The organism is Burkholderia sp. SRS-W-2-2016, from assembly GCF_001931485.1.
Lineage (GTDB): Bacteria > Pseudomonadota > Gammaproteobacteria > Burkholderiales > Burkholderiaceae > Paraburkholderia.
This window is the reverse complement of the sequence record NZ_MSDV01000017.1, coordinates 58,070-74,661: the sequence shown is the minus strand read 5'-3', so window position 1 is coordinate 74,661 and position 16,592 is coordinate 58,070. Positions and strand designations below refer to the sequence as shown.

At 66.6% G+C, this 16,592-nt stretch carries 10 protein-coding genes; all 10 read right to left on the bottom strand.

Annotated features, from left to right (window positions below; genetic code table 11):
• Nucleotides 1-30: 30 nt before the first annotated feature.
• A complete protein-coding gene (locus BTH42_RS05685) occupies nt 31-4,983 on the bottom strand; it encodes an alpha-2-macroglobulin (RefSeq protein ID WP_143751978.1) in 4,953 nt (1,650 codons plus the stop codon).
• Nucleotides 4,980-5,705, bottom strand: a complete 726-nt coding sequence (locus BTH42_RS05680) for a DUF1175 domain-containing protein (protein ID WP_075296683.1) — start codon at nt 5,703-5,705, stop codon at nt 4,980-4,982. The genes BTH42_RS05685 and BTH42_RS05680 overlap by 4 nt, the downstream gene beginning before the upstream one ends.
• 25 nt (nt 5,706-5,730) lie before the next feature.
• On the bottom strand, nt 5,731-7,578 hold the full coding sequence (locus BTH42_RS05675; protein WP_075296665.1) for a DUF2138 domain-containing protein: 1,848 nt from the start codon (nt 7,576-7,578) through the stop codon (nt 5,731-5,733).
• 425 nt (nt 7,579-8,003) lie between these two features.
• Nucleotides 8,004-9,176, bottom strand: coding sequence for an FAD-binding oxidoreductase (locus BTH42_RS05670; protein ID WP_075296663.1), 1,173 nt, complete (start codon nt 9,174-9,176; stop codon nt 8,004-8,006).
• A 98-nt stretch (nt 9,177-9,274) separates the two neighbouring features.
• Entirely contained in the window at nt 9,275-10,774 is a 1,500-nt protein-coding gene (locus tag BTH42_RS05665) for an aldehyde dehydrogenase family protein (RefSeq protein WP_075296661.1), read from the bottom strand.
• Between the two features lie 222 nt (nt 10,775-10,996).
• The gene (locus BTH42_RS05660) at nt 10,997-12,166 is read right to left on the bottom strand and encodes a porin (protein WP_075296659.1); all 1,170 of its coding nucleotides are present in this window, start codon (nt 12,164-12,166) and stop codon (nt 10,997-10,999) included.
• 102 nt (nt 12,167-12,268) lie between these two features.
• Nucleotides 12,269-13,072, bottom strand: a complete 804-nt coding sequence (locus tag BTH42_RS05655; RefSeq protein ID WP_075296657.1) for an SDR family NAD(P)-dependent oxidoreductase — start codon at nt 13,070-13,072, stop codon at nt 12,269-12,271.
• Nucleotides 13,069-13,962 carry an aldose 1-epimerase gene (locus BTH42_RS05650; protein ID WP_075296655.1) on the bottom strand — a complete coding sequence of 298 codons (894 nt, stop codon included), beginning with the start codon at nt 13,960-13,962 and terminating at the stop codon, nt 13,069-13,071. Before BTH42_RS05650 ends, BTH42_RS05655 begins: the two co-directional genes overlap by 4 nt.
• Before the next feature lies 1 nt (nt 13,963).
• Complete coding sequence (locus BTH42_RS05645) at nt 13,964-14,800, bottom strand: HpcH/HpaI aldolase/citrate lyase family protein (protein WP_256701813.1); 837 nt, start codon at nt 14,798-14,800, stop codon at nt 13,964-13,966.
• Between the two features lie 41 nt (nt 14,801-14,841).
• Complete coding sequence (locus BTH42_RS05640; protein ID WP_075296653.1) at nt 14,842-16,590, bottom strand: IlvD/Edd family dehydratase; 1,749 nt, start codon at nt 16,588-16,590, stop codon at nt 14,842-14,844.
• Nucleotides 16,591-16,592: the final 2 nt, after the last annotated feature.

Sequence of the window (16,592 nt, the reverse complement as noted above, 5' to 3'; positions counted from 1 at the left end):
CCCCCGCGCCCCAACCATCGCCGCCCCCACCTACTGAACCCGCCACGCGCTCGTCCGATCGCTCCTGCCGCCCTCGAACGCCTTCGCGTCCGGTTGATACATGCGGAAGTAGCGCGCCGGCGGCAACGCGAACGTGCCTGGCAGCGAGAAGCGCACCAGTTGCCGCAGCGTGACCGGCCGGTCGAGCAGCGGCACCGGCTGGTGATACGCGAGCTCACCCATCTCGTACGATGCCGCCCGCTGGAACGGCTGCGGCCCGCTGCCGTCCTTCGCGCCCGGCAGGCCGTCGATCGCCACGCCCCAGCTGGTCGCCTCGACGTCGCCGCCCGGCGGCAACGGCACGTCGAGCAAACCGTAGTGGTACGCGTTGCCCGAACGCGGCGTCAGCGTCACTTCGTCGACGTACAGCGCGTTGCTGTCGAGCGCGTCGCCCGGCTTCACCAGCCGAGCGCTGAAGTTCGCGCGGCCGGGCTGGCTCGCGGCGGCGTCGGCCTTCTTCGGATCGGTTGCGAGCGCGAGCGGTTCGAGCCGGTACAGCCGACGCGTCACCGTGATATTGAGTCGGCTGTCCTCGCCGGTATGGCTGCGGTACGACACCAGCGCGCCGACGTCGCTGCGCGGCGCGCCGATATCGAGCGTGGCGGGCAGCGCGGCGCCGTTCCAGCGATACAGCGGCGCGCCGGTCGACGTCGTCGCGCGGGTCCAGCCGGCCCCTTGCAGCGCCGGCAACGCGGCGGCGTTCACCGCGACATCGCCGCCGAGCGCCTTGCGCAGCCACAGCAGCGTCAATGCGCGATCGATCGTCGGATAGTCGGCGCTGCTCTTCGCGAGCAACGCGGCGGGATCGATCGGCGCGGCGCCGGCATCGCTCGCGCCAGATCCCGAGCCCGTCATGAACAACAGGCTTTGCACCAACGGCGCGGGATCGTCGGCGAGCGCGACGCGGGCAGCGCTGACAGCGGCATCGAAGCCCGCCGGCAACGTCGCATTCGATCCGCGCGCGAGGCTCGCGACCAGCAGCGTCGCCATCTGCTTGCCTCGCGGCGAGTCGGGCTGCGCGAATACGATGCTGTCGACTCCGTGCGAAGCGGTGCCACGCGGGGCCGCTGCCGCTGCCGCGCCGATCGTCGCTGCGGGGCCTGCCGTCTGCCTGCTCGCGCCGGTCGCAGGCGTCGTGCTGCCTGCTTCCTTGCCTGTGCCGGCCACGGAACTCCCGCCACTCGCGTCATTGCCAATGCCGGCCGCAAAACGCCTGCCTCCCGCGTCCTTCCCGCCACCGGCCGCGCTCCCTACCGCCACCGCATCACTCAGCAAATCCTCCGCGACACCCACCACCGGCGTCGCGACCGGCAAGCCCATCTGCTGCAACAACCACAGCGTCAACGCGCGATGCAGCAGCGGCTCCTTCGCGCCCGCGTCGCGATACACGTCGAGCGCGTGCTGCCAGTTATCCGGAGGCAGACTGATGCCGAGGCTACGGCTCGCGAGCCAGTCCGCGTAATACGCGTACGCGGTGATCAACGCGCTGCCGCCGGTCGTATCGCCCCACCAGCCGAACGTGCCGTTCGCGCCCGCGAGCAGCGCAAGCCGCTGGCGCTGATTGCGCAATTGCGCATCGAGCCCCTCGGTCGTGCTCGTGCTGGCGCTAATGCCGGCAGTATCGCCACGCCCCAACGCGTCATGCGCGAGCGCCAGCGGAATCAACCGGCTCGACGTCTGCTCCGCGCAACCGAACGGATAGTCGATCAGATCGTCGGCGACCCGCATGAACTGGCTCGCCGCATTGCCGATAAACCGCACGCCGACATCCTGCGCATCGGCCGGCAGCGCGAGCTTGCCGGTGCCGTCGAGCGCTACCGTGGTCTGGCGCAGATCGAGCCAGCCGTTCGGATCGAGCCGGATCGCCGTCTGCAAACGGTCGATGTCCTTGCCGCCCGCGCGCAACGCCGCATCGATCGCACCGGCCTTCAGCGCGCCGCTCGGCAAGCGCAGATAGTTCGCGCCGCGCTTGAGCGTGACCTTCTGGTTCAACGCGAGACCGCCGCCGTTCACGATCCACTGCGCGTCCAGATCGGCATCGGTCTGGTTGAACGCGATCATGTCGATGGCCGGCTGATCGTCCGCGCGGAAATGCGCGGGCCCGCTCCACTTCAGATACAGCGCCTTGTCCGAGCGCACATACGCCGTGCGCTGCCCGACCATCCCGTCGGGCGCCGCCGCGCGCACGGTGATGCGCCAGCGCGCGAGCGAGTCCGGCATTTTGAAGCTCAGCGTCGCGTGCCCGTTCGCGTCGGTGCGCAGATTCGCAGCCCACGCCGCCGTGTCCTGCTCGTCGCGGCGCGGCCGCTCCAGTACCTTGACGCCGCGCTCGTTGTAATTCGCGCGCTGCGGGCCGCCGGGCGCGCCCTTCAGCGGCGCGCGCGCGAGGTCGTAAGTGATGAACGACAGACTCGACGACGTGCGCACGTTATTGCGGCGCGGATGATAGAAAAAGTCGACGATATCCGGCGCGATCTCCGGCTGCAGCAGGTAGACCATTTCGTCGACCACGCTGACGGTCAGATTGGCCGCCTCGGGTTTGCCGCCGAGCGTGCTGTCGAAATTCAGCGTGACTGTATCGCCCGGCGCGTACACCGGCTTATCGCTCTTCACGTTCAGCTCGATGCGCGGTTGCGCGACCACGATGCCCGCGTTCTGGAACACCGCTTCGCCGTCGTGCACGTACAGCACCGAGAACGTCATGTTCGGCGCGAACTCCGCGCCGACCTTGATGCGCGCCTTCCATTGCGACGGCGCGACGCGTTGCAGTTGCAGCCAGTCGCCGCCCGCGCTCAGCAACGCGCGGCGCTCCACGCTGTCGCGCTCGAGCGTGAGCAACGCATCGTCGACCGGCAGCGGAAACGTGATCAGCGCCTCGGCGGTATCGCCAATCCTGTAGCTCGCGCGATCGAACACGATCTCGACGCTGCCCGGAATCGCCTTCAGGCCGTCGCCGGCCACCCAGTGACTGGTCGCGGCCAGCAGATTGCCCTGGTCGTCCTTGACCGACAGCATGTACGACCCGGGTTCGTCGAATTGCACCGGGAACGACAGCTTGCCGCCCGCACTCTTCAGCGCGCCTTCACCGTGGCTCTGCGATTCGAGCCGGGTCCACTGCCATTTCGACGGCGCATGCGCGGCCGGATCGAGCGCGCCGAGCGGCTGCAACTCGAAGCCGACCGCCTCTTTCGGCTGCGAGAACGACTTCGCGCTGCTCAATCGATACGGCGTCGCGCCGCGCGCGATCAGCAATTCGCGGGTCACGCGCACCTTGTACGCGGCGCCGTCCTGCGCGAACAACGTCAGCGCGTAGCGGCTCGGTTCCTGCGCGGCCGGCAGCGTCAGGCTCGCATTGCCGTTGCTGTCGGTAGTCAACTCCTGCTGCTCGAGCTTGACCGGAAACAGCCCCGCATAACGCAATTCGCCATCGACGATCGTCACTTTCTGCGCGCGCAGCGTGACCGAAATCCGGCTGTCGCGCACCGGCTTGCCGTCCGGGTAGCGCAGCTGGATCTTGCCCTTCAGCGGCTCGCCAGTCGCGTAGTCGGCCTTGTCCATCGCGAGGTTCACGTCGAAGTGCGGCTTCACGTATTCGGCGACGCGAAACGCGCTGCCATACACGTCGCCGCGATAGTCGAAGCGCAGCGTATAGCCGCCGGCGGTCGCGCCGGCCGGCAGCGTGAACGCGGTATCGGCGCCGGTGTCGGACGCGAAATGCACGCTGCGCGTTGCGATCGGCGCGCCGTTCGGATCGAGCACGTCGAGGCGGATATCGGCGGCGGCCGGCGCGCTCGATTGCGTCGCGTTCTCGAACGTGCGGCCGATGAACTTCACCTGCACCGTGTCGCCGGGCCGGTACATCGGCCGGTCGGTGACCGCGTAGAGCTTGGTGTTGTAGATCTCGCTGTCGTAATAGAAATTTTCGGAGACGAACACGCCGCCCTGCGGATCGACGCCGAGCACATAGCTGCGCTCGGGGCTCACGTGTTGCAACAGCAGCGCGCCATCGGCGCCGGTCGCACCGCTTTGCAGCACGCCGACGCCGTCAGTCCAGTTGATGTTCGCGTTCGCGACCGGCTTGCCGTTGTCGCGCCGCGCGGTCCACACCAGCATGCCGCCCGCCGCCGCCTTCACGGTCGCGACCGTGTCGGACACGAACAGCAGCGTATGCGCGCGATAGTTGCCAATCACCGCCTCGACGATATACAACCCCGGCGGCAGCTTGCCGAGCGGGATCATCACGTTGCCGGAACTCGGATCGATGAAGTTGCTGCTGCTGCCTTCGAGCTTCACGCCGTTCGGTGGCGCAATCACCTTCGCATCCCAGATCGGATAGCGGAAACGCGCGACCACGTCGTAGCCCTTCAGCGGCGCGAACGCCGAACGCGGCTCGAACTGGGTCGGCTTGCCGGTCTGCTCGCCGAGCCGGAATTGCGGCGCGGCCTCGGTCACCTTGCTGCGGGTCGCGAACGACAGCACCCGCTGCCACGCGCGCCGCGCCTCGGAAAACCAGCGGTCCCACAGATACGCGAGCGTGTTCGCGAGTCCTTCGCCCTGATAGTTCGGCGCGACGTTCAGGCGATGCAGATTCTTCTGCGCCTTCAAAAACTCCAGCGGCTTCGCGACCCGGTACACGACGATGTCCGCGCCGCCATACGGCTGCAACGCATCCTTGAAGTCGCGCCCGGGCGCTTCGAGCCGCACCTGCGCGAGCTGATCGCTGCCGAAGCTCGCGTCGGACAGCAGGAAGAACGGCTGGCCGTCGACTTTCTGCGCGCTGTAATTGCTCGGCGGCGGCGCCTGCAACGTCGGATTCGCGGCGATGCTGGTATCGGCGGCGTTATCTGAGGAGGACGAATCATCGGCGCGCGCGGCCGGCGCATGGACGAGAGCGAGCGCGAGTGTCAGCGCGACGAGCAACGCGGCGAACAGGTTTCGGATCATGGTGTGAGAAAGCTCAAACGGAACACGCCAACGAAGTTCGGATTGCCGTCGCGCGGCTGCCAGCGGGAATCTTTCCATTGCATCAGGTCGGAGACGGCGAGCGCGCGCAGACCGGTATCGGTCGGCGTCACGGTGCCGGTGTGATAAGCGATGTAGCGATCCAGCCAGATCATCAGATGCTGGTCGTCGCCCTGGTCGAAGAACAGCAGGTCGCCGGGCAGCGCCTGGTTGATGTCTTTCGCGACGAAGCGGCTATTGCGCTGGACCAGCGCGATCGCCGACGCGTACGCGCCGGTCGAGCCGTCGAGCTGGGTCCAGCGATTCGCGAGCGTGCGTTGCGCGGCCGACAGGTGCAGCTCGGGCGGCATGCTGCTCGCGTCGGCGAGACCGGTCATCCCGTTTGCGCGCAGCCATCGGGCGTCGTGCGGCTTCAGCGTTTCGGCGACCGCGAAGCGCACGAGGCCCGCGCAATCGCGCTGGGTCCAGCGCGGCGTCGGGCCGCGCCGCAACTGCTGATCGACGATGCGCGCGAACCATGCGCGGAACGCGGCCGATTGCTGCGGTGAGAACGCGTCGGGGTCGGGTAATGCGGTGGTGGCGGTCAACGCGCGCGCGAACGGCGTGGCGCCGGCCAGCGTTATTAAGGATGCCGTATGAGCAAGCCCGAGCCCCAGCGCGAGCCAGCGACGGCGTGCCGGGTTCGGGTTCGGTTGCGCAGCCACGTCCGGAGAGCGGAAGCCGCGCACGTTAGTTATCCTCTGCGCCGGGTTGGTCGGCGGGCGCCTGCAGGCCGTCGGAGCCGCTCAGGTCCGGGCCTAGCGCGCCGGGCACATTGTCGGCCGCACCGTCCGCCGCATTGGCCCCGCTCTGCGCCCGCTCGAACCACCACTCGACCGGCACCCAGCCGGTCGAACCCGGCAGATCCCGCGGCAACGTCAACGACACCGGCGGATAGTGCGCAAGCGCATGCAGCTTCGGCACCAGGTGCGTGCGCGACGCGTTGCGGAACACCGCCTCCTGATCGGGCGGCAACGCAGCGCCCGCCTCGCGCTCGATCAGCGCGGCGGCCGACGACGGCGTCAACGTCAGAATCGTGCGCGGCAGGCGCTGCGGCGCGAGCGTATCGGCGAGCGCCGGATAACGCTTGCCGAGCACCGCGAGCGTATCGTCGACGAGCCGGCCGTCCGGCGAAAAAATCAGATAGCCGTGCGCGAGCGCGAGCGTCACCGGGAAATAGCGCTCCGCCGACAACTGCGCGGCAAACGACGCCTTGCTGGCGAGCGCGGTGCCCGAGCGCGCGCTGACCGGCCGCTGCCACACGGTGACGTCGGTGCCCTGCTGGTGCATCGAGACCGGCAGCCGGCGATAGCCCGAACTCATCCCGTCGACCGGCGCGGCCTTCGCCTCGTACGCGCCGATCGTGTTGCTGAAGGTCTTGCCGAGCGCGTTTTTCAGCGCGGTGCTGGCGGCCGCGTCGAGCGGCTTCACGCGCGCGACGAACACCGGCGCGAGCAGCGTCGACTTCGCGTACCAGCAGACCGCCGCCGGCCCCTGAAGCTGCTCGCCGATCGCGGCCGCGCCCTGCGCGCCGTCATCGATGACCTTGCCGAGCAGCGCCGACGCTTCGCTCCAATCGGCCGGCAAGCTCGCGCACGCGGCCGGATTGACCGGCAGCACGTGCCACAGGTCCGCGCTGTTCCACTGCAGCGGCAGCCTGGCGGGGTCGATCAGCGCCCAGGTTTTCCACGTGGCGGCGACGTTGCCGTTCGTCGCGAAATCGAAGCGCAATGCGTCGATTCCCGAGAAAAACGCCTGATAACCGAACGACAGATAATTCGCCGACACCACCAGCCGATGGCCCTTCACCGCATCCGTGCCCGTATCGCCCGATGCATCGAGCCGGTATGCGCGCGCCGCGTCGTCGCGGCCCGACGTCAGCATTCCCGCCACCGCGTCCGCGCGTTCGCCGAGCAGCGCGCCTTTTTCGTCGAGCAGCACGCCGGGCGCGGACAGCACCACCAGCCGGTCGTCCTTCGCGGCGAACAGCAGCGTGCGGCCGACCGCGAGCTTCAGCGCATACACCGGCACGTCGCCCGGCAGCTTCGCGACCTGGCTCAGTTGCGCATCGCTCGCGGCGACGTTGCCGAGCCCTTGCAGCAGCTTCGCGAGGCCGTTGCGATGGATCGACATCAGCCAGTAGCCGAGCCGGCCATCGGGCGAGCGCCACAGCAGCACGTGCGCGGGCTCGTCGAACACCCGGCGCAATAGTTCGTCGCGCCAGTCCAGCTGATGTTCGAACGCGAGCCGGCGCAGCGCGCCCTCGGCGGACAGCCGGGTCGTAGAGGTTTCGTAGTAGTCGACGAAGTCTTGCGTGAGCACGTCGCGCAGCAGCGGCACGCGCACGATGTCGCGCGGCAGACGCGCCAGCGCTTCGCTGTCGATCACCGCATCCGGGTGATGAATATCGAGGACGATCGCGCCGTTCTCCATGGCCTTGCGGTGTCCGAACGGACGCCACACCGCCTGCACGATCACGCCGGCCACGACCAGAAGACCGACGCTCAGGATTGCCATCTTTTTTCGCGACATCATCATCCGGTTTTCTTCTTCTGGTTCGATGCGACGTTATTAGTGCGGATGGCAAGCCGGCATTAATATCCGGCGCCATCGCGATTGGACGCGCGATGATAACCGATATCCATTTCGGTTAAAACCAGTCAGGAGTGTTATTTAACAGTTGACCGATTCGATCCATTTCGAATCGGATTTATCCTAATTGGAGTGACGAGTTTGCTGAAGAGCGTCGAGAAAGCGCCAGCGGGCAATAAAAAACCCGGCAGCCTCGTCAGCTCGCCGGGTTATTCATCGCAGCCCATTTACCGCGCTAATGTGCGTGGTATTTTATTTTCGTCAAGAAACAACTCGAGCGCGCCTTATTCTCCGAACGCCCGTTTCAATTTCCGCTGCGATCGGTAATGCAAACACAAAATCAGGCCATGCGGAAAACTTTGCCGTCCGTACTACACCACGTTCTTCTCCACGATCGGCCGGTTCTCCAGCACGCGCGCGAAACTCAGCGAACTCAGATCGAGCGTCGTATAGCGGCCGTGCAGAATCAGTTCGCTAATACCGCGCCCGGTGGCCGGCCCCTGCTGCAAACCATGCCCGCTGAAACCGTTCGCGAAGATGCAGTTATCGACATCCGGGTGATGCCCGATGATCGCGTTCTGATCGAGCACGTTGTATTCGTAGTAACCGGACCAGCAGTTCTGCACGCGTAGTGCTTCGAATTGCGGCACCCGGTTCGCGAGCGTCGGCCAGATCACGTCATCGAATAGCGCGTGGTCGACTTCGTCGAGCGGAAGATCGTCGGGATCGTTGTCCGCCGACGGCGACGTGCCGCAGATATACGCATTGCCCTCGGGCCGGAAGTACACGCCACTCGGATCGATCAGCAGCGGGCAGTGTTCGAGCCTGGCCGGCGACTTCACGTTGAAGATGCTGCGCCGCCGCGCATAGACCGGCAGGTCGATGCCGAGCATCTGCGCGAGCTTGCGCGACCACGCGCCCGCCGCGTTGACGACCACATCGCACGCATAAGTCTCGCCGTCCGCGGTCTGCACGTGGGTCACGCGGCGGCCGTCGCGATGCAGCGCGGTCACGTCGGCGGCGACATAACGCACGCCGAGCGCCTGCGCTTTCTTGCGCAGCGCCTGCACGAGGCCGTAGCCGTCGAACCAGCCTTCGCCGGTTTCGCCGTATGCGCCGGCCACGAGATCGTCGGTATTGAGCCACGGGAAGCGCGATTGCAGGCCGGCCCGGTCGAGCAGGCTGATATCCGCGCCGAGACTGCGTTGCAGCGCGTGGTTCTCGCGCAGCGTCGCTTCGCCCGCGGAGGTCGCGAGAAACAGATAGCCGCCTTCGTGCAGATCGATCGAAGGCTGCGTGCCGTTCACTTCGAGCCGCGCGCCGAGCGAGCGCAAAAACTCGATGCCGAACAGCGACATCCGGATCGACAGCGGCGTCGAGAACTGCTGCCGGATCGACGCCGCCGACAACGCCGACGACGAACGCGCATAAGTCGGATCGCGCTCGATCACCGTGACGCCGACCGTCGGATCCGACAGTCGCAAGAAATACGCAATCGAACTGCCGATCACCCCACCGCCGACGATCACGACTTTCGAACTCACGTCTCGCTCCACGAGTAACGCGGCCGCTCCGGCAACGCCGGACGGCGCAAACGGCTTGCTTGAGGAAAGCGCGCGACCAGCGGCGCGCCCAGCAATGCTCAGTCGAGGTTGAAGTCGATCCCCTGCGCGAGCGGCAGCGCCGACGAGTAGTTGACCGTATTGGTCGCGCGACGCATATAGGCCTTCCACGCATCCGAGCCCGATTCGCGGCCGCCGCCGGTTTCCTTCTCGCCGCCGAACGCGCCGCCGATCTCCGCGCCGCTCGGGCCGATGTTGACGTTGGCGATCCCGCAATCGCTGCCCGACGCGGACAGGAAGCGTTCCGCTTCGCGCAGATCGGTCGTGAATACACAGGACGACAAACCATGATGCGCGGCGTTATTCGCATCGACCGCGTCGGCGAACTCGGCATAGCGCAGCACGTAGAGGATCGGCGCGAAGGTTTCCTTCAGGACAACTGCCGTTTGCGACGGCATTTCGACGATCGCCGGCCGCACGTAGTAGCCGCCTTCATGCCCCTTCACCTCGACGCGCTCGCCGCCGAACACCTTGCCGCCCTCGGCCTTCGCCTGCTGCAGCGCTTCCTGCATCCGGTCGAACGATTGACGGTCGATCAGCGGCCCCATCAGCGTGCCCTTTTCGAGCGGGTTGCCGATCGGCACACGGCTATACAGCTGCTTCAGACGCTCGACGGTCTTCTCGTACACGCTGTCGTGCACGAACAGACGGCGCAGCGACGTGCAGCGCTGGCCGGCGGTGCCGACCGCCGAGAACAGGATGCCGCGCAGCGCGAGTTCATGGTCGGCGGTTTGCGTGACGATGCCCGCGTTGTTGCCACCGAGTTCGAGCAGCGAGCGGCCGAAGCGCTTCGCCACTTCGACGCCGACCTTGCGGCCCATTTCGGTGCTGCCGGTCGCGCTGACGATCGACGCGCGCGGATCGGCGACCAGCTTTTCGCCGACATCGCGCCCGCCGTTGATCAGCGCGGTGAGGCCGGCCGGCGCATCGCCGAATTCCTTCAGCGCATCGGCCAGGATCTTGTTCACCGCGAGCGCGGACAGCGGGGTCTTTTCCGACGGCTTCCAGATCACCGCGTTGCCGCACACCAACGCGAGCGCCGCGTTCCACGACCACACCGCGACCGGGAAGTTGAACGCCGAGATCACCACGCAGGTGCCCATCGGATGCCAGCTCTCGGCCATCCGGTGACCGGGGCGCTCGGACGCGATCGTCAGACCATAGAGCTGACGCGACAGCCCGACCGCGAAGTCGCAGATGTCGATCATTTCCTGCACCTCGCCCATCCCCTCCTGCAGGATCTTGCCGGTCTCCAGCGACACGAGGCTGCCGAGCGCGTGTTTCTGTTCGCGCAGACGGTTGCCGAGCAGTCGCACCAGCTCGCCGCGACGCGGCGCCGGCACGTTGCGCCACGTGGCGAACGCCGCCTTCGCCTGGGTCAGCGCCGCGTCGACCTCGGCCACCGTATTGCTGGCCACACGGCCGATAAGCTCGCCGTTGACCGGCGAATGAACCGCGAGATCGCCGGCTTGCGCGGCTTGGGCAATGCCGAGATCGGCGAGGATGGTGGACGCGTCCATTTGAACCCCTTTAATTTCCGATACGAAACAAGAGTAAGTTCGGAAACTATACACGCGGGTTTTTATGGCGGCAAGAAGGTTCGATTGGGGGTAAAACGCGGCTTGACAGGGCCATTGACGTTTCCAGAAGGAAACTTGAAGAGGAGTCTGGGAGATCGCCGGCGACCCGCGCCAGGCGGGCCGCCGCGGACCGTCGCGGTCCGTGGGAGTGTGTGCTGAAGCTTAGAACGAGGTGCGCAAACCGGCGGTGACGACCCACGGATTGAAGCCCGGCGTGACCGCCGCATAGGTCGAGTTGAGCAGCGCGAAGCCCTGAGTCGAGTGGCTGTTGTTGGTGATCCGCGCCGCGTAGCCGTACAGCTGGGTGCGCCGCGACAGGAAGTACACGTAGCCGACGTTGTAGGCCATCGCACGCGCTTCCGCGTTCTCGATGCGGCGCGCGACACCGAGTTCGATGTCGCCGGGGCCGGCCGGAATCCGCGCGTTCAGCATGAACGACGACGCGAACCACGCGCTCGCGTCGGTACGCTTCGAATACAGATAGTTCGCGCCGATCACGTTGTTGCCGATCTGATAGGTCGCGGCGACGATCTGCGTCAGTTGCGACGACGCCGACAGCGTGGTGAGGTTCTGGTAGTACTGGTAACGATTGACGCCATAGCCGAGCGTCAGGCCGTTCTTCGCGTACTGCACGTTCGCGCCGATATTGCGGCCGTCGGCGGTCTGCCCGCTCGCGTTCTGCGCGCCGAACGAATATCCCACTTCCGCCGACACGCCGCCGAGCGTGTTCGGCGTGCGATAGCGCACCGAGTTCGAATAGAAACCGCCGGTGCCCGACTTGCCGAGCGTGGTCGTATGTTGCAGCGACATGATCGCGGCCGGGTTCGACAGGCCGTAAGTGCCGACGTCCGAGCCGAGATAGACCCAGTAGATCGGCAGATACAGATTGCCGGCGTCGATGCTGCCGTAGCGGTCGCTCGACAGGCCGACCGCCGCGCCCCGGTTGAACATCGTCGCGCCGCCGCCCACTCCGGTGTAGGTGTTGAAGCCGGTTTCGAGCTGGAAGTTCGCGCGATAACCGCCGCCGAGGTCTTCACTGCCGCGGAAGCCGAAACGCGACGCCTGCAGATTGCCGCTCGCAGCCATCGCGGTCGGCGATACCGTGCTGTTGAACTTGCCGTACTGCACCGCCGCGTCGACGATCCCGTATATCGTGACGCTCGATTGCGCGTACGCGGCCGGCGCGGCACCCGCGCACGCGGCGGCGAGCGCGCACAGCTTCAAACCGTGGCCAAGCGGACGGCGCTTGCCGTGGCGCGCGCCGTTCCTGTCGAGTTGCGAGTCGCGGTTTTGCGTACCGCAGTACTGCGAAATATTTTTTTCGGCTGCCATCAAAGCGTCTCCAGACCTGTGTATTTTCTGTTTTTAATCACACCAACAAACTTCGATCGAACTTCAACCGAAGTTCGATCGCTCCACATCAATCGATCCGTCTCAACCCACCACCGACACCTGCGCGAGCCCCGCATCGACGACGAGGTTCTGGCCGGTGATCGTCGCGGCCTGCGGGCTCGCGAGGAACAGCACCGAGTCGGCGATATGCTTCGGCTCGACGCGCAACTTCAGGCATTGCAGGTCGATGAACTGCTTGTCGGCGCTCGCGTCGCGCCACAGCGCGCTTTGCCGTTCGGTGACGACCGCGCCGGGCAGCACCGCGTTCACGCGGATGTTCTGTTCGCCGAGTTCGCGCGCGAGCGTGCGGGTGATGCCCGAAATCGCCGCCTTCGATGCGGTGTAGCCGATCAGATTCGGCCGCCCGCGCAGCCACGAAATCGAGCCGAGATTGACGATCGCGCCGCCGCCGGCCGCCTGCATCGCGGGGGCCACGCGCTGGGTTGCGAACACGTGATGGGTGAGGTTCACCGCGAGCATGTCGTGCCACATGTCGACGGTCAGATCGCTCAGCGCATGACGGGTGTCGCGGCCGGCGTTGTTCACCAGCGTGCGGATCGGGCCGAGCGTGCGCGCGGCGTCGTCGAGCACGACGCGATACGCGTCGATGTCGCGCACGTCGCAGACCGCGAACCACGGCTTCAGGCGCTTGACACCGTCGCCGTTATCCGCGGCGCCAAGACGCTCGCATAGAGCGTTGCCCGCCGCGCTGTCGATATCGCAGAACGCGACTTGCGCGCCCTGCTCCCAGAACGCTTCGACCAGCGCTTCGCCGATCCCCGACGCGCCGCCGGAAATAAACGCGACCTGGCCCGCGAGGCCCGGATAGATTGGCCGTGATGTCATGACTGTGTCCTTGCAGATTCGGTGGTGGGCGGCGACAGCGTGAAGCGCATTTGCGCGGCGAGCGTCGCGCCCGGTTCGAGCACGTGCATCGACGGCTCGATGCCGTTGAGCGCATTGTTCGGATGGCTAACGGGCTCGAACGCGTAGAACGGCTGGCCTTCGGGGCGGAACAGCACCGCGCAGCGCAGTGCGTCGCTCGCGGCGATGTCGATGCGGTGATGCGGCGCGTCGATCGAAGCCGTGCGGCTCCAGCCGGTGAAGCAGTTGTCGATCACGGTGGCGTCGAGCGCTTGCAACGCCGGGGGCGCGACGCGTTCGCACGGCAATTGATCGGGACCGCTGACCAGCATCGATTCCCATTGCGTCGCCAGACGCGTGTCGCCAAGTTCGGTATGCAGCGGGAAGAACGGATGCCAGCCGAGGCCGGCGGGCGCGCGGCGCGCATCGAGATTCGTGATGCTCAGCGTCAACGTCAGCGTGTCGCCTTCGATGCCAAAGCGCTGCCGAGCTTCGAACGCGAACGGCCAGGAAGCATCGGGCGTATGGCTCAGACGCAGATCGAGCGCGGTATCGCTGTGCGACGCCACCGCCCATTCGCGCTGAAAGCCGACACCATGAATCGCATGCGGCTCATTCGGGAAATTCGGCTGCAGCGTATAAGCATGACCATCGAATTCGAAACGCCCATAACCGACGCGGTTCGAAAACGGCACCAGCGGATAGCACGCGCTCTTGCGCACCAGCGCCGCCGCGAGATGCTCGTCGGTGGTCGGGCGCAGCACGTCGTGACCGCGCCATTGCGCATCGATAATCGAGCCGCCGAGCGACGGCGCGAGGCGCACGCGCCACGCGTCGCTGGTCAGTTCGAGCAACGGAGAAACGGCGCTCATCTCAGTACGGCCCGCCTGCGTTCGCGGCCACCTGCGTGTCGGTGAACTCGGCGATGAACGCATTGGCCTGGCGCATCATCATCCCCATGTCCGACGCGATCGCGACGAAGTCGTAGCCCATCTCGACGAACTCGCGCACCATCGCCGGCGTCGGTCCGACGATCCCGATCGGCATGCCCACCGCGTTCGCGCGACGCGCGCAATCGGCCAGCGCCGCGCGCACTTCCGGGTCGGCGAGATTGCCGATCTTGCCCATCGCCGCCGACAGATCGCCGGGGCCGACGAACAGCGCATCGACGCCGGGCACCGCGGCGATCGCTTCGAGTTGCTCGATCGCTTCCGGCGTTTCCAGTTGCAGGATGCAGGCGGTCGCTTCGTTCGCGCGACGGCCGAATTCGCTCCACGTGCCGTAACGGCTCGCGCGATGCATCGCCGCGAAACCGCGCGTGCCGAGCGGCGGGAACTTCGTGCACGCAACCGCCGCGCGCGCCTCTTCGACGCTCTGCACGAACGGGAACATCAGCGTCGGCGCGCCCATGTCGAGCGCGCGCTTCGCGAGCGTCGCATCGGTCTTCGCGAGCCGCACGACCGGCGCCGCGCCGCCGCAATCAACTGCCTGCAACAGATGCAGCACGTCGGTGAATTCGAGCGGCACGTGTTCCATATCGATTAGCAGCCAGTCGAAGCCGGCATGGCCGAGCGCTTCGGCGCTCGCGGGCGAGCCCGCCATCAGCCACGTGCCGAGCGGTTTCGCGCGCATCGTGCTGGTGCCTGCCGGCGCTTTCAGCGCATCGCGGAACGCGTTGCGGGTGGGGTCCTGTCTGTAGCGTTGAGTCATGACTTGTCCTGAGATCGGAAGAACTGGAAGAAACGGAACAATCAGAAGATCGGCGGTTCGACCGGTTCTTCGAAGCCGGCGAGGAAATCGAAATCGCAGCCCTGGTCGGCCTGGGTCACGTGATCGACGTAGAGGCGGATATAGCCGCGTTGCCGCGGCTTCGGCGGCGCCCGCCAGCTTTCGCGGCGGTTCGCGAGTTCTTCATCCGACAGCAGGACGTCGAGGCGCCCCGCCGCGACGTCGAGTTCGATGATGTCGCCGGTGCGGATCAGCGCAAGCGGGCCGCCCGCCGCCGCCTCGGGCGCGACGTGCAGCACGCAGGTGCCGTAGTGGGTGCCGCTCATCCGCGCATCGGAGATGCGCAGCATGTCGCGCACGCCGGCCGCGAGCAGCTTCTTCGGGATCGGCAGATTGCCCCACTCGGGCATCCCCGGTGCGCCGATCGGGCCGCCGCCGCGCAGCACCAGCACGGTGTCGGCATCGACGTCGAGCTCCGGCGCGTGAATCTGTGCATTCATTTCGGCGACCGAATCGAATACCAGCGCGCGGCCGCGATGCTTGAGCAGGTGCGGGCTCGCCGCGCTCGGCTTGATCACCGCACCCGACGGCGCGAGGTTGCCGCGCAGCACCGCGAGCGCCGCGCCTTCGGTGACCGGGTTATCGAGCGGACGGATCGCGTCTTCGCCTTGCGGACGCATGCCGGACTCGAACGCGGCGAGGTTTTCGCCGAGCGTGTTGCCGTTCACGGTCAGACAGTCGAGCGTCAAGCGCGGCTTGAGACCGGCCAGCAGCGCCGGCAAACCGCCCGCGTAATAGAAGTCCTCCATCAGCCGCGCGCCCGACGGGAAGATGTCGGCCAGCACCGGAATATCCGCGCCGACGCGGGCGATTTCATCGAGCGTCAACGGCACGTTGCCGCGGCCCGCGATCGCGATCGTGTGAATCGCCGCATTGGTCGAGCCGCCGAGCGCCATATACGCGACGATGCCGTTCTCGACCGCCGCGCGATTGAAGAAGCGGCTCGGCTTCAGGTCCTCCCACACCATCCCGACGATGCGCTCGCCGCTCGCCGAGCACATCCGCGGATGCGCGGAATCCATCGCCGGAATGCTGGTCGCGCCGGGCAGCGTGAAGCCCATCGCCTCGACGATCGAGGTCATCGTGCTGGCGGTGCCCATTGTGTTGCAGGTGCCGGGCGCGCGCGTCATCCGCGCTTCGAGCGAAATCCATTCGGTCTGCTCGAGGTTGCCGGCCACGTATTCGTCCCAGAACTTCTTCGTGTGGGTGCCCGCGCCGACCACCTGACCGCGATGACGGTCGCTCAGCATCGGCCCGGCCGGCACGAAGATGCACGGCAGGTCCGCCGACAGCGCGCCCATCAACAGACCCGGCGTGGTCTTGTCGCAACCGCCCATCAGCACCGCGCCGTCGATCGGCAGCGAGCGCAGCAGCTCCTCGGTTTCGATCGCCAGCAGGTTGCGGTAGATCATCGTGGTCGGCTTGACCATCACCTCGCCGAGCGACATCGCCGGCAGTTCGAACGGCATCCCGCCCGCCTGCAGAATGCCGCGCTTGACGGCCTCCGCGCGCTCGCGCAAATGCGCGTGACACGGCGACAGGTCGCTCCACGTATTGATGATCGCGATCACCGGGCGCGACATGAATTCTTCGCGGCGCAAACCCATCTGCTGCAGACGCTGACGATGCGCGAACGAGCGCATGTCGTCGGGCGCGAGCCAGCGCTGGCTGCGCAGATCGGCGAGTTGTTTGAGCTTGAGCTTGTCTTGCACGA